The organism is Pseudomonas sp. ACN8 (genome assembly GCF_002303925.1).
Taxonomy (GTDB): Bacteria; Pseudomonadota; Gammaproteobacteria; order Pseudomonadales; family Pseudomonadaceae; genus Aquipseudomonas.
On record NZ_MRCS01000007.1, the window covers coordinates 22,885 to 38,482 of the forward strand.

Genomic DNA, 15,598 nt, shown 5'->3' on the forward strand with positions numbered 1-15,598 from the left:
GCGGCGGCGAACAATACAACCGCAGCGACCTGGCACAATGGTGCTTGTCGCCGCCACACAAGTACAGTCAAGCGTGTCGATAGTGAGTATTAAGTCAACGCGGTCATGACCGCCTTTTGATACGCCGGACGCTGTTTCAACCGCGCGTACCAGGCTTCCAGATGCGGTTGCGGCGCACGTTCGATCGGCATCTCGAACCAGGCATAAATGAAACTGCCCAAGGGAACATCGCCCATGCCGATCTCGTCTCCGGACAGGTAGGGCTTGTTCGCCAACGCCTGATCGGCCATTGCCAGCAACGTCTCGCATTCCTTGATCGCCGCCTTGATGGCAGGCCAGTCCTGTTGGTCTGCCGGGGTACGCAGCACGCCCCAGAACACCGTACGGAACGGGCCGGCAAAGCTTGAGGTGGTCCAGTCCATCCACTTGTCGGCAGTAGCGCGAGCCTTGAGATTGTTCGGGTACCAGGCCGTGCCGTCGGCATGCAAGGCCATCAGGTAACGCACGATGGCGTTGGATTCCCACAACACAAAACCGTCGTCTTCAATGACAGGCACGCGACCATTGGGATTCATGGCGCGGTATTCGGGCGTATCGACAACACCAAAGGCGCCACCGGCATCGATCGCCTCGTAGGCCAGTCCAAGTTCTTCGGCGGCCCACAATGGCTTTCTGACATTCGACGAGTTTTTCCGACCCCAGATCTTCAGCATGACCGCCTCTTTTTCGGTAAGTGGGCAGGCAGCATACGCCGGATTAGCCGCGACTCAAATCGCTCTGCATGTCGCCCAGCAGCGGTTGCTGTTGCTCACCGAACAGGTGGGGATAGCATTTTTCCAGGTGTTCGAAAAAGAACGCTTCAGGTACGTCGGCGAACTGGCCGTGATCGACGAGATACTCCATCAGCTTCTCGCCATCGCGGTTGAAGGGATGAAAAACACTGTCGTTGATCCCGTCGAATTCCAGCGGCGCCACATTGAACAGATCGCAGAGTTTGCGGTTGAACGCTGGCGTCGCCTTGACCCAGCGATTCTGCAAATAGAACTCGGTGTAGCCGTGCATGGCGAACATGTCGCTCTTGAGCAATTCAAGCAGCCGTGGCGTCGACAGATGATTGCGCACATCCGCCAGGCCGATCCGCGCGGGAATCCCGCAATGCCGTGCCGCACCTGCCAGCAGCGTGGCCTTGGGCACGCAGTAACTCTCTCTGGCCGCCAGCGCATGACTGCCACGCAGGGTCTGCGGATCGCGACTGAATGTGTACGGGTTGTAGCGCACCGCTTCACGCACGGCGTAATAAAGACTGATCGCCTGCTCCAGCGGATCGCGACTGGCGCCACGGTGTTTTTCGGCGAACTCCACCACGGACGGATGGTCACTATCGATGAAGCGGCCGGGACTCAGATACTCGTGCATGAGAATAATCTCCTGGGGAAGCCCCGAGTCTAGCGAGCGCGTCAGCACAGAGATAACGACGTTTCGGCCAAACTTGGGCGCTTTGCCGCTCGCTCGATGAACGCTTTTCCCACGATTCCAATCACATCGTTACAACCAGCCTGATTCGCGGATGCCGTCTAAGCTCTGTGGGCTGGTTCGCCCTGGTTTCACGGAGGAATGAATATGCTGCTGTTGTGGATACTGGTTCTGCTGGTCGGAATTGCTTATTTGGCCCACCGCCGCATCGCCCCGCTGCCTGCCTTGGTCATCGTGGCCGTCTATGTCGTGGCAATGGGCGCTTTCAGCCGTGCGCCGGGCTGGTTGCTGCTGGCTTTCTGGATCTTGATTGCCGCCGTCGCCGCGCCTTTGCTGCTGCCCGATCTGCGCCGCAAATTGTTCAGCGCGCCGATGTTCAACTGGTTCCAGAAAACCCTGCCGCCGATGTCGCAAACCGAACGCGATGCCATCGACGCCGGCACGGTCTGGTGGGACGGCGAACTGTTCAGTGGCCGTCCGGACTGGAGCAAACTGCTGTCCTATCCCAAGGCGCAATTGAATGAAGAGGAACAGGCTTTCATCGACGGCCCCACCGAAACACTCTGCGCCATGGTCAGTGAATGGCAGCTCGGTCAAACCATGGACCTGCCGCCGCAAGCCTGGACCTTCATCAAGGACAACGGCTTTTTCGCCCTGATCATCCCCAAGGAGTTTGGCGGCAAGGGCTTCTCCGCCTACGCCCACTCGCAAGTGGCGATGAAACTGGCGAGCCATAGCGGCGACCTCGCCTCCACCGTGATGGTCCCCAACTCCCTCGGCCCGGCCGAACTGTTGCTGCACTACGGCACCGATGAACAACGCAATCACTACCTGCCACGCCTGGCACGCGGCGATGACATCCCGTGCTTTGCCCTGACCGGGCCTCTGGCCGGCTCCGACGCCGGCGGCATGCCGGACTCCGGGGTGATCTGCAAAGGTGAATGGGAGGGCCAGGAAGTCCTCGGCCTGCGCCTGAACTGGGAGAAGCGCTACATCACCCTCGGCCCGGTGGCCACCCTCCTCGGCCTGGCCTTCAAGGCCTACGATCCTGATCACCTGCTGGGCGACAACGAAGACCTGGGCATCAGCCTGGCGCTGATTCCGACTAACATCGCCGGCGTCGAGATCGGCCGCCGGCATCTGCCGTTGGGCGCCGCGTTCATGAACGGCCCGAACTCGGGCAAGGACGTGTTCGTTCCGCTGGACTTCCTCATCGGCGGTCAGGAGATGCTCGGCAAAGGCTGGATGATGCTGATGAATTGCCTGTCGGTCGGGCGTTCGATTTCCCTGCCGGCGGTGGGTACCGGCATGGCCAAGTTCACCAGCCTGGTCACGGGCCAATACGCTCAGGTTCGCGAGCAGTTCAATGTGCCGATTGCCGCGTTCGAAGGCATCCAGGAAGCCATGGCCCGCATTGGCGGCAACGCCTGGATGATGGACGCCGCCCGCATGCTGACCGCCAACGCGGTCGATCTGGGCGAGAAACCGTCGGTGCTGTCGGCAATTCTCAAGTACCACCTGACCGAGCGCGCCCGCGACTGCATCAGCGATGCCATGGATGTGCATGGCGGCAAGGCGATCATCATGGGGCCGAACAATTACCTCGGCCGCAAATGGAACTGCGCGCCGATTTTCATCACCGTCGAAGGTGCGAACATTCTCTCGCGCAACCTGATGATCTTCGGCCAGGGCGCAATTCGCTGCCATCCCTTCGTGCTCAAGGAAATGGCCCTCGTCGGCCGTGAAGACAAGGACCAGGCGCTCAGAGAGTTCGATGGCCTGCTGCTCAAGCACATCGGTTTTGCCGTGGGCAACGCCGCCAGTACGCTGGTGCTCAATCTCGGTTTCGGGCACCTGGAGCACACCCCGGGCGACAAACTCAGCCAGGGTTACTTCCGCGCCCTCAACCGTCAGGCCGCCGCATTCGCCCTGCTCGCCGACCTCAGCATGATGTTGCTGGGCGGTGCACTGAAACGCCGCGAACGCCTGTCCGCACGGCTGGGCGACGTACTGAGCAACCTTTACCTGGCGTCTGCCGCGCTCAAGCGCTACAACGACCTCGATTCACCGCAGTACATGGAACCTCTGCTGACCTGGGCCATGGAAGAAAGCCTGGGCCAGGCGGAACGGGCCATGGATGAGTTGTTGAATAATTTCCCGAACAAAATCGTCGGCTGTCTGTTGCGAGTGATCGTGTTCCCGTTCGGTCGCCGGCACAAAGGGCCATCGGACAAACTCGGTGCCGAAGTCGCCGGGGTGATTGGCCGCGCCAAGGGCGACCCGGCACTGGAGGAAGTGCTCCTGGGTTGCTACCGCCCGCAAGCGAGCGACGATCCGGTCGGCGCATTGCAACACGCCTGCAATCTGTTGAGCGCTGCACAGCCGCTGCAGAAAAAACTGCATGTGGCGCTCAAGAGTGGCCAGGTCAAACCGGTGGCCGGTGAGTCGGTGATCGATGCCGCCCTCGAGGCGGGTGTATTGCAGCCAGTGGAAGCCCAAACCCTGCGTGAAGCCGAGGCGGCCCGGCGCAAGGTGATCGATGTCGATGACTTTGACCAAAAGGCTTTGGCACTGGCCAAGGGAAAAGTCCGCTGATCCCTTCAAGCATGTAAAAACGGGCGCGGGCGCTTTATACTCCCGCGCCCGTTTTGCTCTTGAGGACTTATCTCGTGTCCAACATCGTTGCCGATCATCTCGTTTTACTCGACCACCTGCGCAGCATCCTGGTCGCCGTAGGTGAGGCCGAGCAGGTTCCCGAAGAAAGCCATGCCTTGTTCCTCGAGCGCTTCGACGAATTGCTGGCGTCACTGCCGATCGAGCCGATCGAAAGCCAATACCTGGGCCAGGACATCCTGACTCAAGTCATTTCCCGTTATCCGCAAATCGCCCACCTGATTCCACGGGATCTGCTGTGGTATTTCGCCGGTGACTGCCTGCACTACTTGTCCGATGAAGAAATCGACCTGTATCAGGCACTGGAAGAGCGTCGCTTCGAAGCCGAACAGAACGACGAACCTTTCGACTGGAACCAGGAAAAGCAGCTGCTGGCGCTGTCGAACCAGGACAGCAAGCACTGATCTTCGATCAGTGATGCCAAAGGCCCGCATGCTTGAGCATGCGGGCCTTTTTTGTTTATGGCCTTCAGCGCAACCCGCCGGTTTCAGGCAACCGCACTGTACTGCGACCTTGCCCGCCCGCCTGATTCGAGCCTTTGCACCAATAGTTTTCTCTCTAACTCATGGCACTTTGGTTTGATTGAACTACCTTCAAACTACAAGAAGTCATAACGGCTCGAGTTTCCACGTTAGCTTCAGTGATCAGATAGCGGACTGGCAAAAGGAGTTACCTCACCATGATCCTGGCAGGCGTTTTCCGGCTCTGTACCTGCATTGCCGATGACTTTCAGGGGAAATCAGGACAGCGGACAGTGCCGTCCATGGCCGCGAATATCGCTCTTGCCGGCAGTCCAGGTCACCGGGTCACTGAAAACCGTTTCAGCAAAGGTCGCTCGCTGTTCCGCCAGATCAGCGAATTGAGCCCGCGCGCACGTAGCACGCAAGGAATAACGCCAAGGCCATGGATGAGTGGTTTGGCGCATTGGGGGGGATAGCCCGATCCCCGTGAAGTGATCCGAGACAACTCAGTCCGCCCAAAGACGGTCTATCCAGTGAGGATGTACTTAATGAGCCTTCGTACCGTGCCCGCTTTCAAGCGAATTTTCCATGGCCTGTTCTGGATCGGCCTCAGCGTGGAAGCGGCTCAGGCCGCGCCGGCCAATTGCCCGCAACTGGACAATTGGCCGACAACGTACGAGGTCGGTCAGGGACTGCAGAATGAACTGCGCAGCCCCGTTCCGGTAACGCAACTGGCGGTGGGCGACCCGAAAATTGCCGACGTGCAACCCAGCGGCAGCAACGCCTTCATACTCACGGGTATTGCGCCGGGGACCACCAGCCTGATGGTCTGGACCGCCTGTTCGAAAACGCCGCGCCAAAGCATGGTGTTCGTCAAGGGCAAGGCCACGTCGGCGCTGACCAGCGCGCCGTCGGTGCCTTCCGACGACCCGCTGCTGCCGAGCCAGGTGCAGACCGATATCCGCTTCGTTGAAGTCAGCCGAACCAAGCTCAAGGAAGCCTCCGCCTCGATTTTCGGCGTACGGGGCAACTGGCTGTTCGGCTCGCCGAGAACCTTGCCCACCATCGGCGGCATTGTCACGCCGTCGATACCGGTGAGAAACGACAACTTCAACCTCACGTTTGCTACCGGCAATACCCTGGTGGCGCTCAACGCGCTGGAAGGTAGCGGATTCGCCTACACCCTGGCGCGGCCAAGCCTGGTAGCGCTCAGCGGGCAGAGTGCTAGCTTCCTGGCCGGCGGTGAAATACCGATTCCGGTGCCCAGTTCAGGCAGCGATAACGTGTCCATCGAGTACAAGGAATTCGGTATCCGCCTGACCCTGACGCCGACCATCGTCGGGAAAAACCGTATCGCGCTGAAGGTCGCGCCGGAAGTCAGTGAACTGGACTTCACCAACGCAGTGAGCATTGCCGGCACGGTCGTCCCCGCCCTGACCGTGCGCCGTACCGATACCAGCATCTCCCTGGCCGACGGCGAAAGCTTCGTCATCAGCGGCCTGATCAGCTCCCGCAACAACTCCCAGGTGAACAAGTTTCCGGGGCTGGGCGATATCCCGGTTCTGGGGGCGTTTTTCCGCGACAACACCATCAACCGTGAAGAGCGCGAACTGCTGATGATCGTCACCCCGCATCTGGTCCAGCCACTGGCTGCCAATGCGAAACTACCGTCATTGCCTGGCGAACAGCTGCGCAATTACGACCCGAACTTCTACCGCATGTTTTTCCTGGAGAATGGAGACTTCGACAGTCGCAGCGGGCTCTCGCAATGAACCGGAACCGGAGCCTGCACCAAACTTACCTCGCCCTCACCCGTAACGGTGACTTTGAACGCTTGCCGGACCAGCTGTATTGCCATTGGCCTGGTGTTCAACGTGCTGTCGCCAGAGGACATTCAATGAAAGCATTCATTGCAATAGCGGCGACATTAATGCTCGCAGGTTGTGCCAGCAATGGCCTGTCTTCACGACCGGCCAGTTGTGCCAAGCCCGGTTCGGAGCAAGAACTGGCCCTGAACCTGGCCGACAACATGGCCGACGAAGGCCGTTTGTATGCCAGCCTGGCGAATCTGGAAGGTTTGCCCGATAGCGTGGTCCAGGTTCGTTTGCGCAAGGCCCGGGTGCTGCGCTTGATGGGGCGTAGCGGCGACGCGCAGCCGTTGTACGAAAGCTTGCTCGGCACCTGTCTGGCGGCTGAAGGGGAACACGGCCTTGGTCAGTTGGCCGCTGCCAGAAATGATAACGCCAGCGCGGCCACTCACCTTGAGCGTGCGGTGAAAATGGCCCCCACCGACGACAGGATGCGCAATGACCTGGGGGTCGTCTACCTCAATCAGCGACGGATCCCTGAAGCACGCTTTGAGTTCATGACCGCCATGGAGCTCAAGCAGGCAAACACACTGGCGGCACTTAATATGGTGACGTTGCTGATCTATCAGGATAACTGGAAGGCGGCCGCCGAACTGGTGACTCGCGCCGACTTGAGCCCCAAGCAAGTCGTAGAGGCTCAAAACCGCGCGGAAAAACTCAAGGCCTCCGCCAAAAAAGTGGTGGCTTCCGAGGGGAATCGCAAAACTGAGGTAGCCGATGCCTCTACCAGTGCGAACAAGTAGAACGTACGAGGAATCGAGATGAATACCAAACGGCTGTTGATCGTGTGCACGGCTTGCCTGTCCACCACTGCCTGGGCCATTGAGCCGGGCCCCTCTTCGCCGTACCAACAAGGTACCGAACAGTGGCTGCAACTGCAGATTCGCGGTGTGGTTGCCTCTCCTCACCTGCAAACCGCTTCGGCCACCGAGCGTGATCTGGCCATGCAACGCTGGCTCAATAGCTTCAACTTCCCGATTCCGGAATTTTATGACCAGGATGCAGCGGGACAAATGACCATCGGCAACTGAGGCCTGTCGATGGGTGATCAACCTCTGGCGTTGTCCAGAGTGGCCTGGCTGAAAAGCCGGGCTTGATGTCGTGTGCAGGAAAGCAGTGGTATCTATACAGTATCCAATCCTGACCGGATTACCCCAGCGCAGATGTGTAGATCCTTGGCAGGAAAGTGCAGGTCAGACTCGAGTGGCAAGGCTGTCGCACTCGACAGCCTCAAGCCGTTTGAGCTCACCTGAATGCTCTCAACACCCCGATCAGGGCTGGGCCGATGGCTACCAGAAAAAAGCTCGGCCACAGGCAGAAAATTAGCGGAAATATCAGTTTGGTACCGATTTTCGCCCCTGCCTCTTCGGCGGCCTGGGTGCGCCGGTCACGGAATTCATCGGCATAGATACGCAGGGTGTCGGCCACGCTGGTACCAAAGCGAATACTCTGCGCCAACAGGCTGACCAACCCTTGTACGTCATCCAGACCGGTGCGTTTAGCCAATTGCTTGAGGGCCTCGGTACTGCTAATACCCGCGCGGATTTGCGCATTGACCAAGGCCAGTTCTTCGGCCAGTTCGACCTGACTGACCGACATTTCCTCAGCCACCCGTTCGATGGTCGTGGGCAAGGCCAGGCCCGACTCCACGCACACCACCATCAGATCCAGCGCATCCGGAAACGCGGCACGCAGCCGGCCTTGTCGCAATTCTTTGCGTTTGGCGACATACAATGCTGGCACCAACCATCCGATAGCGGCCACCATGGCCACCAACAGCAACCCCATGTTCAGGGACACCTTGGGAATCATCGGCAACAGCAGCAACGCAATACCAATCAATAACAGCGGCAACATCAAGCGTACCGCCCAGTACATCTGCACCGCCGACGAGGAGCGGTATCCTGCATGCGTCAACAGGATCTGGGTGACGGAGGTCTGAGCCGACTCAGCCGAGGCAAAACGCTGGCCGACCCGCTCCAGCAACAGTTGCAGGTTACCCGGAACTTCCTGTCCGGTCGTGTTGCCTAAATGACCACGCTTGATCAGCGCCAGACGACGCTGCACCGGGTCCTGAAGCCCCTGCATCAGCAAGATCACGGCGACAACCGCAAGCACCGTACTCAAACCGATCGCGCCAAGGAACAACAGGCGCGCCATCTCCTCGTTCCCCGTGACCCGACTGAACAACCCGAGCAAAAAGTCCATGACCTGTACCTCCCGGTAGCGAACACCGCTTAAACCTGAATCCGGATGATTTTGTGTATCCAGAAAATCCCGATCAACATGGCGCAGAACGCCCCGATGATCAGCTTGTGACCCGTCGGATCATTGATCAGCACAGGCAAGTAACTGGGAGTGGTGAGTATGATCGCGATCGCCAACACGAAGGGAATAGCCACCAGTATCCAGGCCGACATCCTCCCTTCGGCCGACAGGGTTTTGACCTTGCGCTGGAAGCGAAAACGCCCACGGATCAGGCGACTCAAACGCTCCAGCACCTCGGTCAGATTGCCGCCGGTCTCGCGATGGATGAGGATCGAAGTCACTAGCATCATCACCGTCATACTCGGCATCCTCTCCAGAAGGCCGAGCATCGCCCGACGCACATCGTTGCCATAGTTGATATCGGAGAAGGTCAGGCCGAACTCATGAGCCACCGGCCCCTTGTGCTCCTCGGCCACCAGGCGCAGAGTTTCGTTGAATGGATGCCCGGCGCGCAGAGCGCGGCACATGGCATCCAGCGCATCCGGCAAGCCTTCCTCAAACTCAGCGAAACGCTTGCCACGGTCGCGAGAGATTTTCAACAGCGGTAACCAGAAGACCGCGAAGCCCACTATCAGCGCCATCCACCAGACTGACCAAACCATCCAGACCAAGATACCCGTCCAGACACCCAGCACCAGCCCAAGGAGCAATACCCGATAAGCCCGGTACTCGTGCCCGGACTGCTCAATCATCTGCGTCAATGTTTCCATGAAGGGCAGTTGCTCAAGACTGGCCTCCAGTGGCGACAGCCGCGTCAGGTATTTCTGTCGCAACACTGTCTGCATGTTGGGCTGATTATTGGCTTTCTCCAATACATGCAAGCGCCCACGGATGCGCTTGCGCATCTTGCCGGCCTCGCCGAATACCGGCACCGCCACGCCCTGGGACAAAAGGAAGACGGCGATAAACACCATGCCAAGGAACATCAGTATGAATTCACCGGGAACCTGGTTCATGATTGCCGTGCCTCCATCCACTCAGGCCTGAACATCGTCAGCGGCAACTCGATGCCACGCTTGGCAAGCACATCGCGGAAGGCGGGGATCATGCCGCTGGGTCGATAATCACCCAGCACTTCGCCGTTTTCGCCCATGCCATGGCGCGAAAAGGAGAAGATTTCAGTCATGGTAATAATCTCGCCTTCCATGCCGTTGATCTCCTGCACGCTGACCAGACGGCGCTTGCCGTCCTCCTGGCGTTCCAACTGGATCACCACATCGATGGCCGAAGCGATCTGCTGACGCATGGCCTTGATCGGGAAGGTTGCCCCCGTCATCGACACCATATTCTCGACCCGCCCCAACGCATCGCGCGCGGTGTTGGCGTGGATCGTGGTCAACGAGCCGTCGTGGCCAGTGTTCATCGCCGTCAGCATGTCCAGCGCCTCGACGCCGCGCACTTCACCGATCACGATGCGGTCCGGACGCATCCTCAGGCTGTTGCGCACCAACTCCCGCTGGCTCACCTCGCCACGCCCCTCGATATTCGAAGGCCGGGTTTCCAGGCGCACCACATGGGGCTGCTGCAGTTGCAGTTCGGCCGAGTCTTCGATGGTGACGATCCGCTCGTTGTGCGGAATGAAACTGGACAGGACATTGAGCATGGTGGTCTTGCCGCTGCCGGTACCGCCGGAAATCAGCACGTTCAAGCGCCCGCGGACAATTGCCTTGAGCAGCAGGGCAATGGCCGGGGTCAATGTCCCCACCTGAATCAGGCTGTCGGTATTGAGCAGGTCTACCGCAAAGCGCCGGATCGACATGCTCGGGCCGTCGATGGCCAGCGGCGGGATAATCGCGTTGACCCGCGAACCGTCCTTGAGCCGGGCGTCCACCAACGGCGAGGATTCGTCGATACGCCGACCCAGGCTGGAAACGATACGGTCGATGATGTTCAGCAAATGCTGATCATCGCGAAAACGCACATCGGTGCGTTGCAGTTTGCCGAAGCGCTCGACATAGACCGAGGCAAAGCCGTTTACCAGAATGTCGGACACGCTGTGATCGGCCAGCAACGGTTCCAGGGGTCCAAGGCCGAGTACTTCGTCAGTGATTTGTTTGATGATCAACTGACGACTGGACGTACTCACCGGCGCCGAATGCTCATCGAGCAGGCGCTGGCAAATATCGCGAATCTGCCGCGCGGCCTCAGCCTGTTCAAGGGAGTCCAGCAGGGACAGGTCCATGACCTTGAGCAACTGCTGGTAGATCTTTTCTCGCCACTCGGCTTCCACCGGGGTGACCTGACTTTTGGTTTCGTAAAGAACGTCTGGTATCGCACGTTCCCACGCCATTATTTCCTCGGCCGGATCCGGCAGGTCGTCACCCGGCTGGTTAGCCTGCGACGAGGCGGGTTTACCGGACTGTTTGCGCAAGCGATTACGAAAGTCGCTGATCATGGGTCACCCCCCGAAAAAACGGTTGAGGGCGCGTTTGAACACGCCTTTTTTTCCAGCCATCTGATTGCCAAGCAGGTCATCGGCCACGTCGCGCAGGGCAACGGTGATCGCCGCCTTCGGTGCATGCAGACCCAACGGCACACCAGTGTTCTGGCTCTGGCTGACCAGGTTGAAATCGTTGGGTAATTTCGCCAGGTTCGTGCAGCGCAGCGCCTCGCCGATATCCTTGAGGCTGACCGCTGCCGACTTGTCATAGCGGTTGACCACTATCTGCAATTGATCCCCACGCACGCCCAGATCTTCACGAAGAACCCGCACCAGGGAGCTGGCATCGCGCAGATGGCTGACGCTCTGCTGCACCACCACGTACACCCGATCCGCCTGCTCCAGCACGGAACCGGTGAGATGGTCGATTTGCCGAGGCAGGTCGATCACGACCCAGTCATAGCTGGCTCGGGCCAACTGCAACAAGGTGTCAAGTTGCTCGGATTGGGCATCCTGCGGCAGACACAGCTCACCGGCCCGGCCACCCAGCACATGCAAGGTCGGGCTGAAGTGGCTGCAAAAACCCCGTAGCGCGACGCTGTCCATGCCATCGATCTGATGCAACACCTCCAGGTGGCTGTGGGTTTGCGCTACATCCAGGTAATGCGTCACGCTGCCAAATTGCAGGTCCATATCCAGCAACAGGGCACTGCCACCCTTCATGCTGAGCTGCTGAGCCAGGTTGCAGGCCAGCATGGTGCCGCCGGATCCGCCCTTGGCGCTGATCACGGCGAGCAATTTACCTTCTGTCCCGCTGCCGTTCCGAACCTCCATGACCAGCCGATTCAAGGCGGCGACCAGTTCCGTCTCGGCGACGGGCTCCGGCAGCACGTCACGGGCGCCGGCCTGCATCGCCAGGCGCATGCTTTCCTGTTCGCTCAGCAGCCCGCATACCAGCATCGGCGGACGCTCATGGGCCGGGCGCTGCAACAGTGCCGCCAGCTCTTCACGCCACAGGTGGCTGACGCGCAACAGCAACAGATCGGGCATCCGGTCCAGGCCGTAGAGCGGGTCGACATGCCCATTGCTCACCAGGCGAGTGCTGACCTCCAGGCTGGGCATGCGTTGGCAGACGCTCTGCAGGTCGCGCAACGACGTGGCATCACGGCTACTGATCAGCAACCTGAGCCCGGCTTTGCCGGTCGAGGTAGTGTGTGGATTTTCCTTGGTATTCAGCATGGCGTGATCTCCCCGGAATCGGAATGACGCCCGAGGCTTTCACGTGGCAACGTTGCCCTGAATGTAGGCAGCGTAAAGGGCACACCGAACCCGGGAATAAACAGATTGAATACGAAGTTTTGCAAACTTAACCGGACATAGCGGATGGCACGGAAACCGTTCGCGCTGACAGTGTCAGCGGGATTGGCCACTAGAGCTCCATTTACATCCAGATAGGTCAACGTCAGGTGGGTGGTGGCCAGATCGCCGATCAGTTGGCTATTTCCTGCATCATCCGCCGCGTTGAAGATCGCCCGCCGCAACACCACCGGATCGCTGATATTGCACACCGCCGCCAGGCGCGTACCACGGCGCACGGCTTCATCCAGAGCATTGACCGTAAAGTACAGCCGGCCCATTTCCAACACGCCGAACAACAGTATGAACATCATTAGACCAACGATGGCGAACTCCACCGTATAGGTGCCGCGCATGTGTTTTCTGTTCATCACAGGGCCCTCATGACGGTAGTGGCAACCAACGGAATGCCCAGTGCAATCGAATTGCCAAAAAAACCGGGAAGCGATCCGGCGCAATTGCCAGCGCCAATCACCGGGCAGAACGTAAAAATGATGGTGACCCGCACATGGTCGGTGCCCACGGCGGCGACGACCACGTTGCCAGTCGTCAACCCTGAAATCACAGCGGTCCCGGTGTTGGCAGGCACGCCATAGACTGCAACGTTTTTCGTCTGGGTCTGCAGCGTATCGCTCAGAGCGACCTTGCCCAGCGTTGCGTTCCAGGCTTGACTGGCGACAAAACGGTCGGCATCGCGGCTGGCCTGCAGCAGCAGGTTGTACTGATAGAGCATGCGGCCGAACTCACCGAAGGCCAGCAACAGCAGGAGCAACACCGGCAGGACCAAGGTAAATTCCACGATGGCCAGACCTTGCTGGCGCTGCGGATGTTTAAATCCGTGAAGTCTCATGACGCCTCCTACGAGTCAGTGCTCGGAGTGGGAGTGCCGCTGTCGTTGCGATAGGTTTTGTAGAGCTGAATGATCTGCGGGCCGGCATCCGTTGACGGTGAGGGACCGGCCACGTTGTCGCCTTCGCACTTCTTCACAAACTGGCCGAAGATCGACGCATCTCCATTAGTGGCTGGTTGAATCACGAAAAAGCAGCCAAAACCAAGAACTGGAATCGAGCTGGCTCCATCAATTTTCCCGGTACAGTCGCCAATCACGACTTTCAGAACTCGCCGTTCGAACGCGCCATTGCGCTGACAGTCAGTACCAGTACCCGAGCTAGCAACACAGGCAGCAGAGCTGGCAAGCCAGTCGTTATAACCGAGCAACGGCTTGCCGCCAGCGTAGAGATTGCCGTCGCTCACGGTGACTGGCTGGCCACCTGACTCCACCTGCGGCGGGTCCTGACCATTCGCTTTGTTGGTGATCAACGGCGTGCTATAGCTAATCACCAGATCCGATGGATAGGTGCCGGCGCTCCCCCCGAGGGGACCGGAGTAATCGCCGAAGCGAGTGTTCAAGCCTTGAACAGCAGGGCCAGCCGTATTGCCAGGTTTGGTTATAACATTGTCCCCTACATTCCGGCATTTCGAGATTTCTCCGGCCAGGTCTTCCCTGACCGTACTGCCGCCCGAACCAAAATCGAGTAACTGAAAGTTTCCTGGTCCAATTGAGTCGTTTTTGTTTTGGGCGGTCTTCAATACCTGCAAATCACCGAAGTTGAAGCCGAACGGGCTGCTCTTGGTTGGGTCGCCACAGACCATCAAGGGGGTGAGATCACAGGGACTGGCGGGGCTGGGACCTGCAGTGGCGATCGCCGCCACCGCTTTGTTCCCCACACCACCAGAGCCGAATGCCTGGGCGAAGCTCCAGAAAAATCCTGTCAGGCTATAGTTCGCTACCGATACCCGAACGTATTTGGCATTCTCCGGCCCGGGAAAGGCGAACGGGCCATAGACGCTGCTTGCCAGTTCCACCACTGCAAATGCACCGGCGTTGCTGCCGACAGCCGTGGCCAATTCTTTGTTGCCTGTAGCAATGGCATTCTGTGTCAGCGTGTTGAGCGCGGCGGTACGCGTCGCGTCGGCCGCGCTGACACTGTTGATGCCACCCGTCACCTGACTCAGGGTTTTGGCGCCACTCAAGGCGGCGGCGTCCACCGCATTCTGCAAGCGGGTCTTGTTCAGCAACATGTGTCCGCCGTCCAAAGCCAATGCCGCCATCATGGCCATCGCCGCCAACGCGATCACCATCAATACACTCACCGATCCTTCCTGGCGCCTTGGCGTCGAAGTGAACGGCCGCTGAATACGAAGATTCATCATCAAGCCCTCGTTTGCCGATACTGATCCGGATCGGCTCCGCCAATACCTGGGTGCCCAGGCGCCCCTGCCGCCCTGTCAACGCATGTTCACTACACTGGCCTCGACTCCACGGATAATGGTGACGGATCTGCCACCCTCTCCATTGCCACGCGGCACCACGCGTTTTGGCTCTGTGGCGGTAGCCATCGCCATGACCGGTGCAGCAGGTGCGGCAGGTGCGGCAGGTGCAACGGTCTCGATTTTTCTTTCGGTGTTCAGCGGGTTGCGCAAGGTCAACTGCAATTTCCCTTCCGATTGCGCCGTGACCAAGGTTTCAGCCTCTGCGGTCGTCATCTCCAGCGTCACCGCACGCACCACCACCGGTTGGGTTTTGTCGGTACCGGCAGTCTGGTCCACCGCCAACACCCGCAAATTTTCGAGGATGGTCTTGGACACGGCGTTGTTGCCGGCACTTTCCGAGCGTTTGGTCGCCAATACGTCGACCCGATTACCCGGCAACAGGAATCCGCCCACGCCGACCACATCGTCCACCCGTACCGATATCGCGCGTTTGTCAGGCGCAATCAAAGAGGCCAGGGTGCTGCCACCCAGGTGCTCGCTCAGACGCGCACCCCGCACAATGTCGCCCCGCAGAATGTCGAACGTTGCAATCTTGCCCACGGCTTTTTCGCTGGCATCGAAGGCATCGTTCGGGATCGTATCCATGGGCATGCGTACGGTCGTCACCTGCTGGGGCTCGACCTTCTGCCCGAAAGGAATCTCCACCGTGGCGACCACCACGCTTCGAAGGTGGTCATCCGGGCTGGCATTGAGCCGCGCGCTCAGCCAGGAATCCGCCATCCATGCAGCCCCCAGGCCCATAGCCAGGGAAACGCCTATCAGGGTCAGCGTGCGAGAGCTCATGT

The 15,598-nt window shown here is 59.3% G+C and carries 15 protein-coding genes; 5 read left to right on the forward strand and 10 right to left on the reverse strand.

Annotation, left to right across the window (positions count from 1 at the left end; all coding sequences use genetic code 11):
* Nucleotides 1-89: 89 nt before the first annotated feature.
* A complete protein-coding gene (locus BSF44_RS05440) occupies nucleotides 90-713 on the reverse strand; it encodes a glutathione S-transferase family protein (RefSeq protein ID WP_095942616.1) in 624 nt (207 codons plus the stop codon).
* 43 nt (nucleotides 714-756) lie between these two features.
* Nucleotides 757-1,416: a transglutaminase family protein gene (locus tag BSF44_RS05445; protein ID WP_095942617.1), complete on the reverse strand. Its 660-nt coding sequence runs from the start codon at nucleotides 1,414-1,416 to the stop codon at nucleotides 757-759.
* A gap of 204 nt (nucleotides 1,417-1,620) precedes the next feature.
* On the opposite strand from BSF44_RS05445, the gene BSF44_RS05450 reads away from it, so the two are divergent.
* From BSF44_RS05450 to BSF44_RS05475, 5 genes are all read left to right on the forward strand, one after another.
* Nucleotides 1,621-4,068 (forward strand): acyl-CoA dehydrogenase, encoded by a 2,448-nt coding sequence (locus tag BSF44_RS05450; RefSeq protein ID WP_095942618.1) that lies wholly within the window; start codon nucleotides 1,621-1,623, stop codon nucleotides 4,066-4,068.
* 74 nt (nucleotides 4,069-4,142) lie between these two features.
* Entirely contained in the window at nucleotides 4,143-4,550 is a 408-nt protein-coding gene (locus BSF44_RS05455) for a PA2817 family protein (RefSeq protein WP_056727242.1), read from the forward strand.
* A gap of 605 nt (nucleotides 4,551-5,155) precedes the next feature.
* On the forward strand, nucleotides 5,156-6,379 hold the full coding sequence (locus tag BSF44_RS05465) for a type II and III secretion system protein family protein (RefSeq protein WP_095942620.1): 1,224 nt from the start codon (nucleotides 5,156-5,158) through the stop codon (nucleotides 6,377-6,379).
* Between the two features lie 125 nt (nucleotides 6,380-6,504).
* Nucleotides 6,505-7,218, forward strand: coding sequence for a tetratricopeptide repeat protein (locus BSF44_RS05470; RefSeq protein ID WP_095942621.1), 714 nt, complete (start codon nucleotides 6,505-6,507; stop codon nucleotides 7,216-7,218).
* 18 nt (nucleotides 7,219-7,236) lie between these two features.
* The gene (locus BSF44_RS05475; protein WP_095942622.1) at nucleotides 7,237-7,506 is read left to right on the forward strand and encodes a DUF3613 domain-containing protein; all 270 of its coding nucleotides are present in this window, start codon (nucleotides 7,237-7,239) and stop codon (nucleotides 7,504-7,506) included.
* A gap of 214 nt (nucleotides 7,507-7,720) precedes the next feature.
* Here BSF44_RS05475 and BSF44_RS05480 read toward each other — a convergent pair whose 3' ends face one another.
* The 8 genes from BSF44_RS05480 to cpaB all read right to left on the reverse strand — a co-directional run bounded on the left by BSF44_RS05480 (nucleotide 7,721) and on the right by cpaB (nucleotide 15,596).
* The gene (locus BSF44_RS05480) at nucleotides 7,721-8,683 is read right to left on the reverse strand and encodes a type II secretion system F family protein (protein ID WP_095942623.1); all 963 of its coding nucleotides are present in this window, start codon (nucleotides 8,681-8,683) and stop codon (nucleotides 7,721-7,723) included.
* Nucleotides 8,684-8,712: 29 nt separating this feature from the next.
* Nucleotides 8,713-9,699 (reverse strand): type II secretion system F family protein, encoded by a 987-nt coding sequence (locus tag BSF44_RS05485; RefSeq protein ID WP_095942624.1) that lies wholly within the window; start codon nucleotides 9,697-9,699, stop codon nucleotides 8,713-8,715.
* The gene (locus tag BSF44_RS05490; RefSeq protein WP_095942625.1) at nucleotides 9,696-11,138 is read right to left on the reverse strand and encodes a CpaF family protein; all 1,443 of its coding nucleotides are present in this window, start codon (nucleotides 11,136-11,138) and stop codon (nucleotides 9,696-9,698) included. The genes BSF44_RS05485 and BSF44_RS05490 overlap by 4 nt, the downstream gene beginning before the upstream one ends.
* Nucleotides 11,139-11,141: 3 nt before the next feature.
* Complete coding sequence (locus BSF44_RS05495; protein WP_095942626.1) at nucleotides 11,142-12,362, reverse strand: AAA family ATPase; 1,221 nt, start codon at nucleotides 12,360-12,362, stop codon at nucleotides 11,142-11,144.
* Nucleotides 12,356-12,850, reverse strand: a complete 495-nt coding sequence (locus tag BSF44_RS05500) for a TadE/TadG family type IV pilus assembly protein (protein WP_095942627.1) — start codon at nucleotides 12,848-12,850, stop codon at nucleotides 12,356-12,358. The genes BSF44_RS05495 and BSF44_RS05500 overlap by 7 nt, the downstream gene beginning before the upstream one ends.
* On the reverse strand, nucleotides 12,850-13,329 hold the full coding sequence (locus BSF44_RS05505; protein WP_095942628.1) for a TadE/TadG family type IV pilus assembly protein: 480 nt from the start codon (nucleotides 13,327-13,329) through the stop codon (nucleotides 12,850-12,852). The genes BSF44_RS05500 and BSF44_RS05505 overlap by 1 nt, the downstream gene beginning before the upstream one ends.
* 8 nt (nucleotides 13,330-13,337) lie before the next feature.
* Nucleotides 13,338-14,693: a TadE/TadG family type IV pilus assembly protein gene (locus BSF44_RS05510; RefSeq protein ID WP_095942629.1), complete on the reverse strand. Its 1,356-nt coding sequence runs from the start codon at nucleotides 14,691-14,693 to the stop codon at nucleotides 13,338-13,340.
* 75 nt (nucleotides 14,694-14,768) lie between these two features.
* On the reverse strand, nucleotides 14,769-15,596 hold the full coding sequence (gene cpaB, locus BSF44_RS05515; RefSeq protein ID WP_095942630.1) for a Flp pilus assembly protein CpaB: 828 nt from the start codon (nucleotides 15,594-15,596) through the stop codon (nucleotides 14,769-14,771).
* Nucleotides 15,597-15,598 lie beyond the last annotated feature (2 nt).

Coding starts and splice junctions, on each gene's coding strand:
- BSF44_RS05470 (WP_095942621.1), top strand. CDS start 6,505: ATGAAAGCATTCATTGCAATAGCGGCGACATTAATGCTCGCAGGTTGT.
- BSF44_RS05495 (WP_095942626.1), bottom strand. CDS start 12,362: ATGCTGAATACCAAGGAAAATCCACACACTACCTCGACCGGCAAAGCC.
- BSF44_RS05500 (WP_095942627.1), bottom strand. CDS start 12,850: ATGAACAGAAAACACATGCGCGGCACCTATACGGTGGAGTTCGCCATC.
- BSF44_RS05465 (WP_095942620.1), top strand. CDS start 5,156: ATGAGCCTTCGTACCGTGCCCGCTTTCAAGCGAATTTTCCATGGCCTG.
- BSF44_RS05490 (WP_095942625.1), bottom strand. CDS start 11,138: ATGATCAGCGACTTTCGTAATCGCTTGCGCAAACAGTCCGGTAAACCC.
- BSF44_RS05485 (WP_095942624.1), bottom strand. CDS start 9,699: ATGAACCAGGTTCCCGGTGAATTCATACTGATGTTCCTTGGCATGGTG.
- BSF44_RS05450 (WP_095942618.1), top strand. CDS start 1,621: ATGCTGCTGTTGTGGATACTGGTTCTGCTGGTCGGAATTGCTTATTTG.
- BSF44_RS05475 (WP_095942622.1), top strand. CDS start 7,237: ATGAATACCAAACGGCTGTTGATCGTGTGCACGGCTTGCCTGTCCACC.
- BSF44_RS05440 (WP_095942616.1), bottom strand. CDS start 713: ATGCTGAAGATCTGGGGTCGGAAAAACTCGTCGAATGTCAGAAAGCCA.
- BSF44_RS05480 (WP_095942623.1), bottom strand. CDS start 8,683: ATGGACTTTTTGCTCGGGTTGTTCAGTCGGGTCACGGGGAACGAGGAG.
- BSF44_RS05505 (WP_095942628.1), bottom strand. CDS start 13,329: ATGAGACTTCACGGATTTAAACATCCGCAGCGCCAGCAAGGTCTGGCC.
- BSF44_RS05445 (WP_095942617.1), bottom strand. CDS start 1,416: ATGCACGAGTATCTGAGTCCCGGCCGCTTCATCGATAGTGACCATCCG.
- cpaB (WP_095942630.1), bottom strand. CDS start 15,596: ATGAGCTCTCGCACGCTGACCCTGATAGGCGTTTCCCTGGCTATGGGC.
- BSF44_RS05510 (WP_095942629.1), bottom strand. CDS start 14,693: ATGATGAATCTTCGTATTCAGCGGCCGTTCACTTCGACGCCAAGGCGC.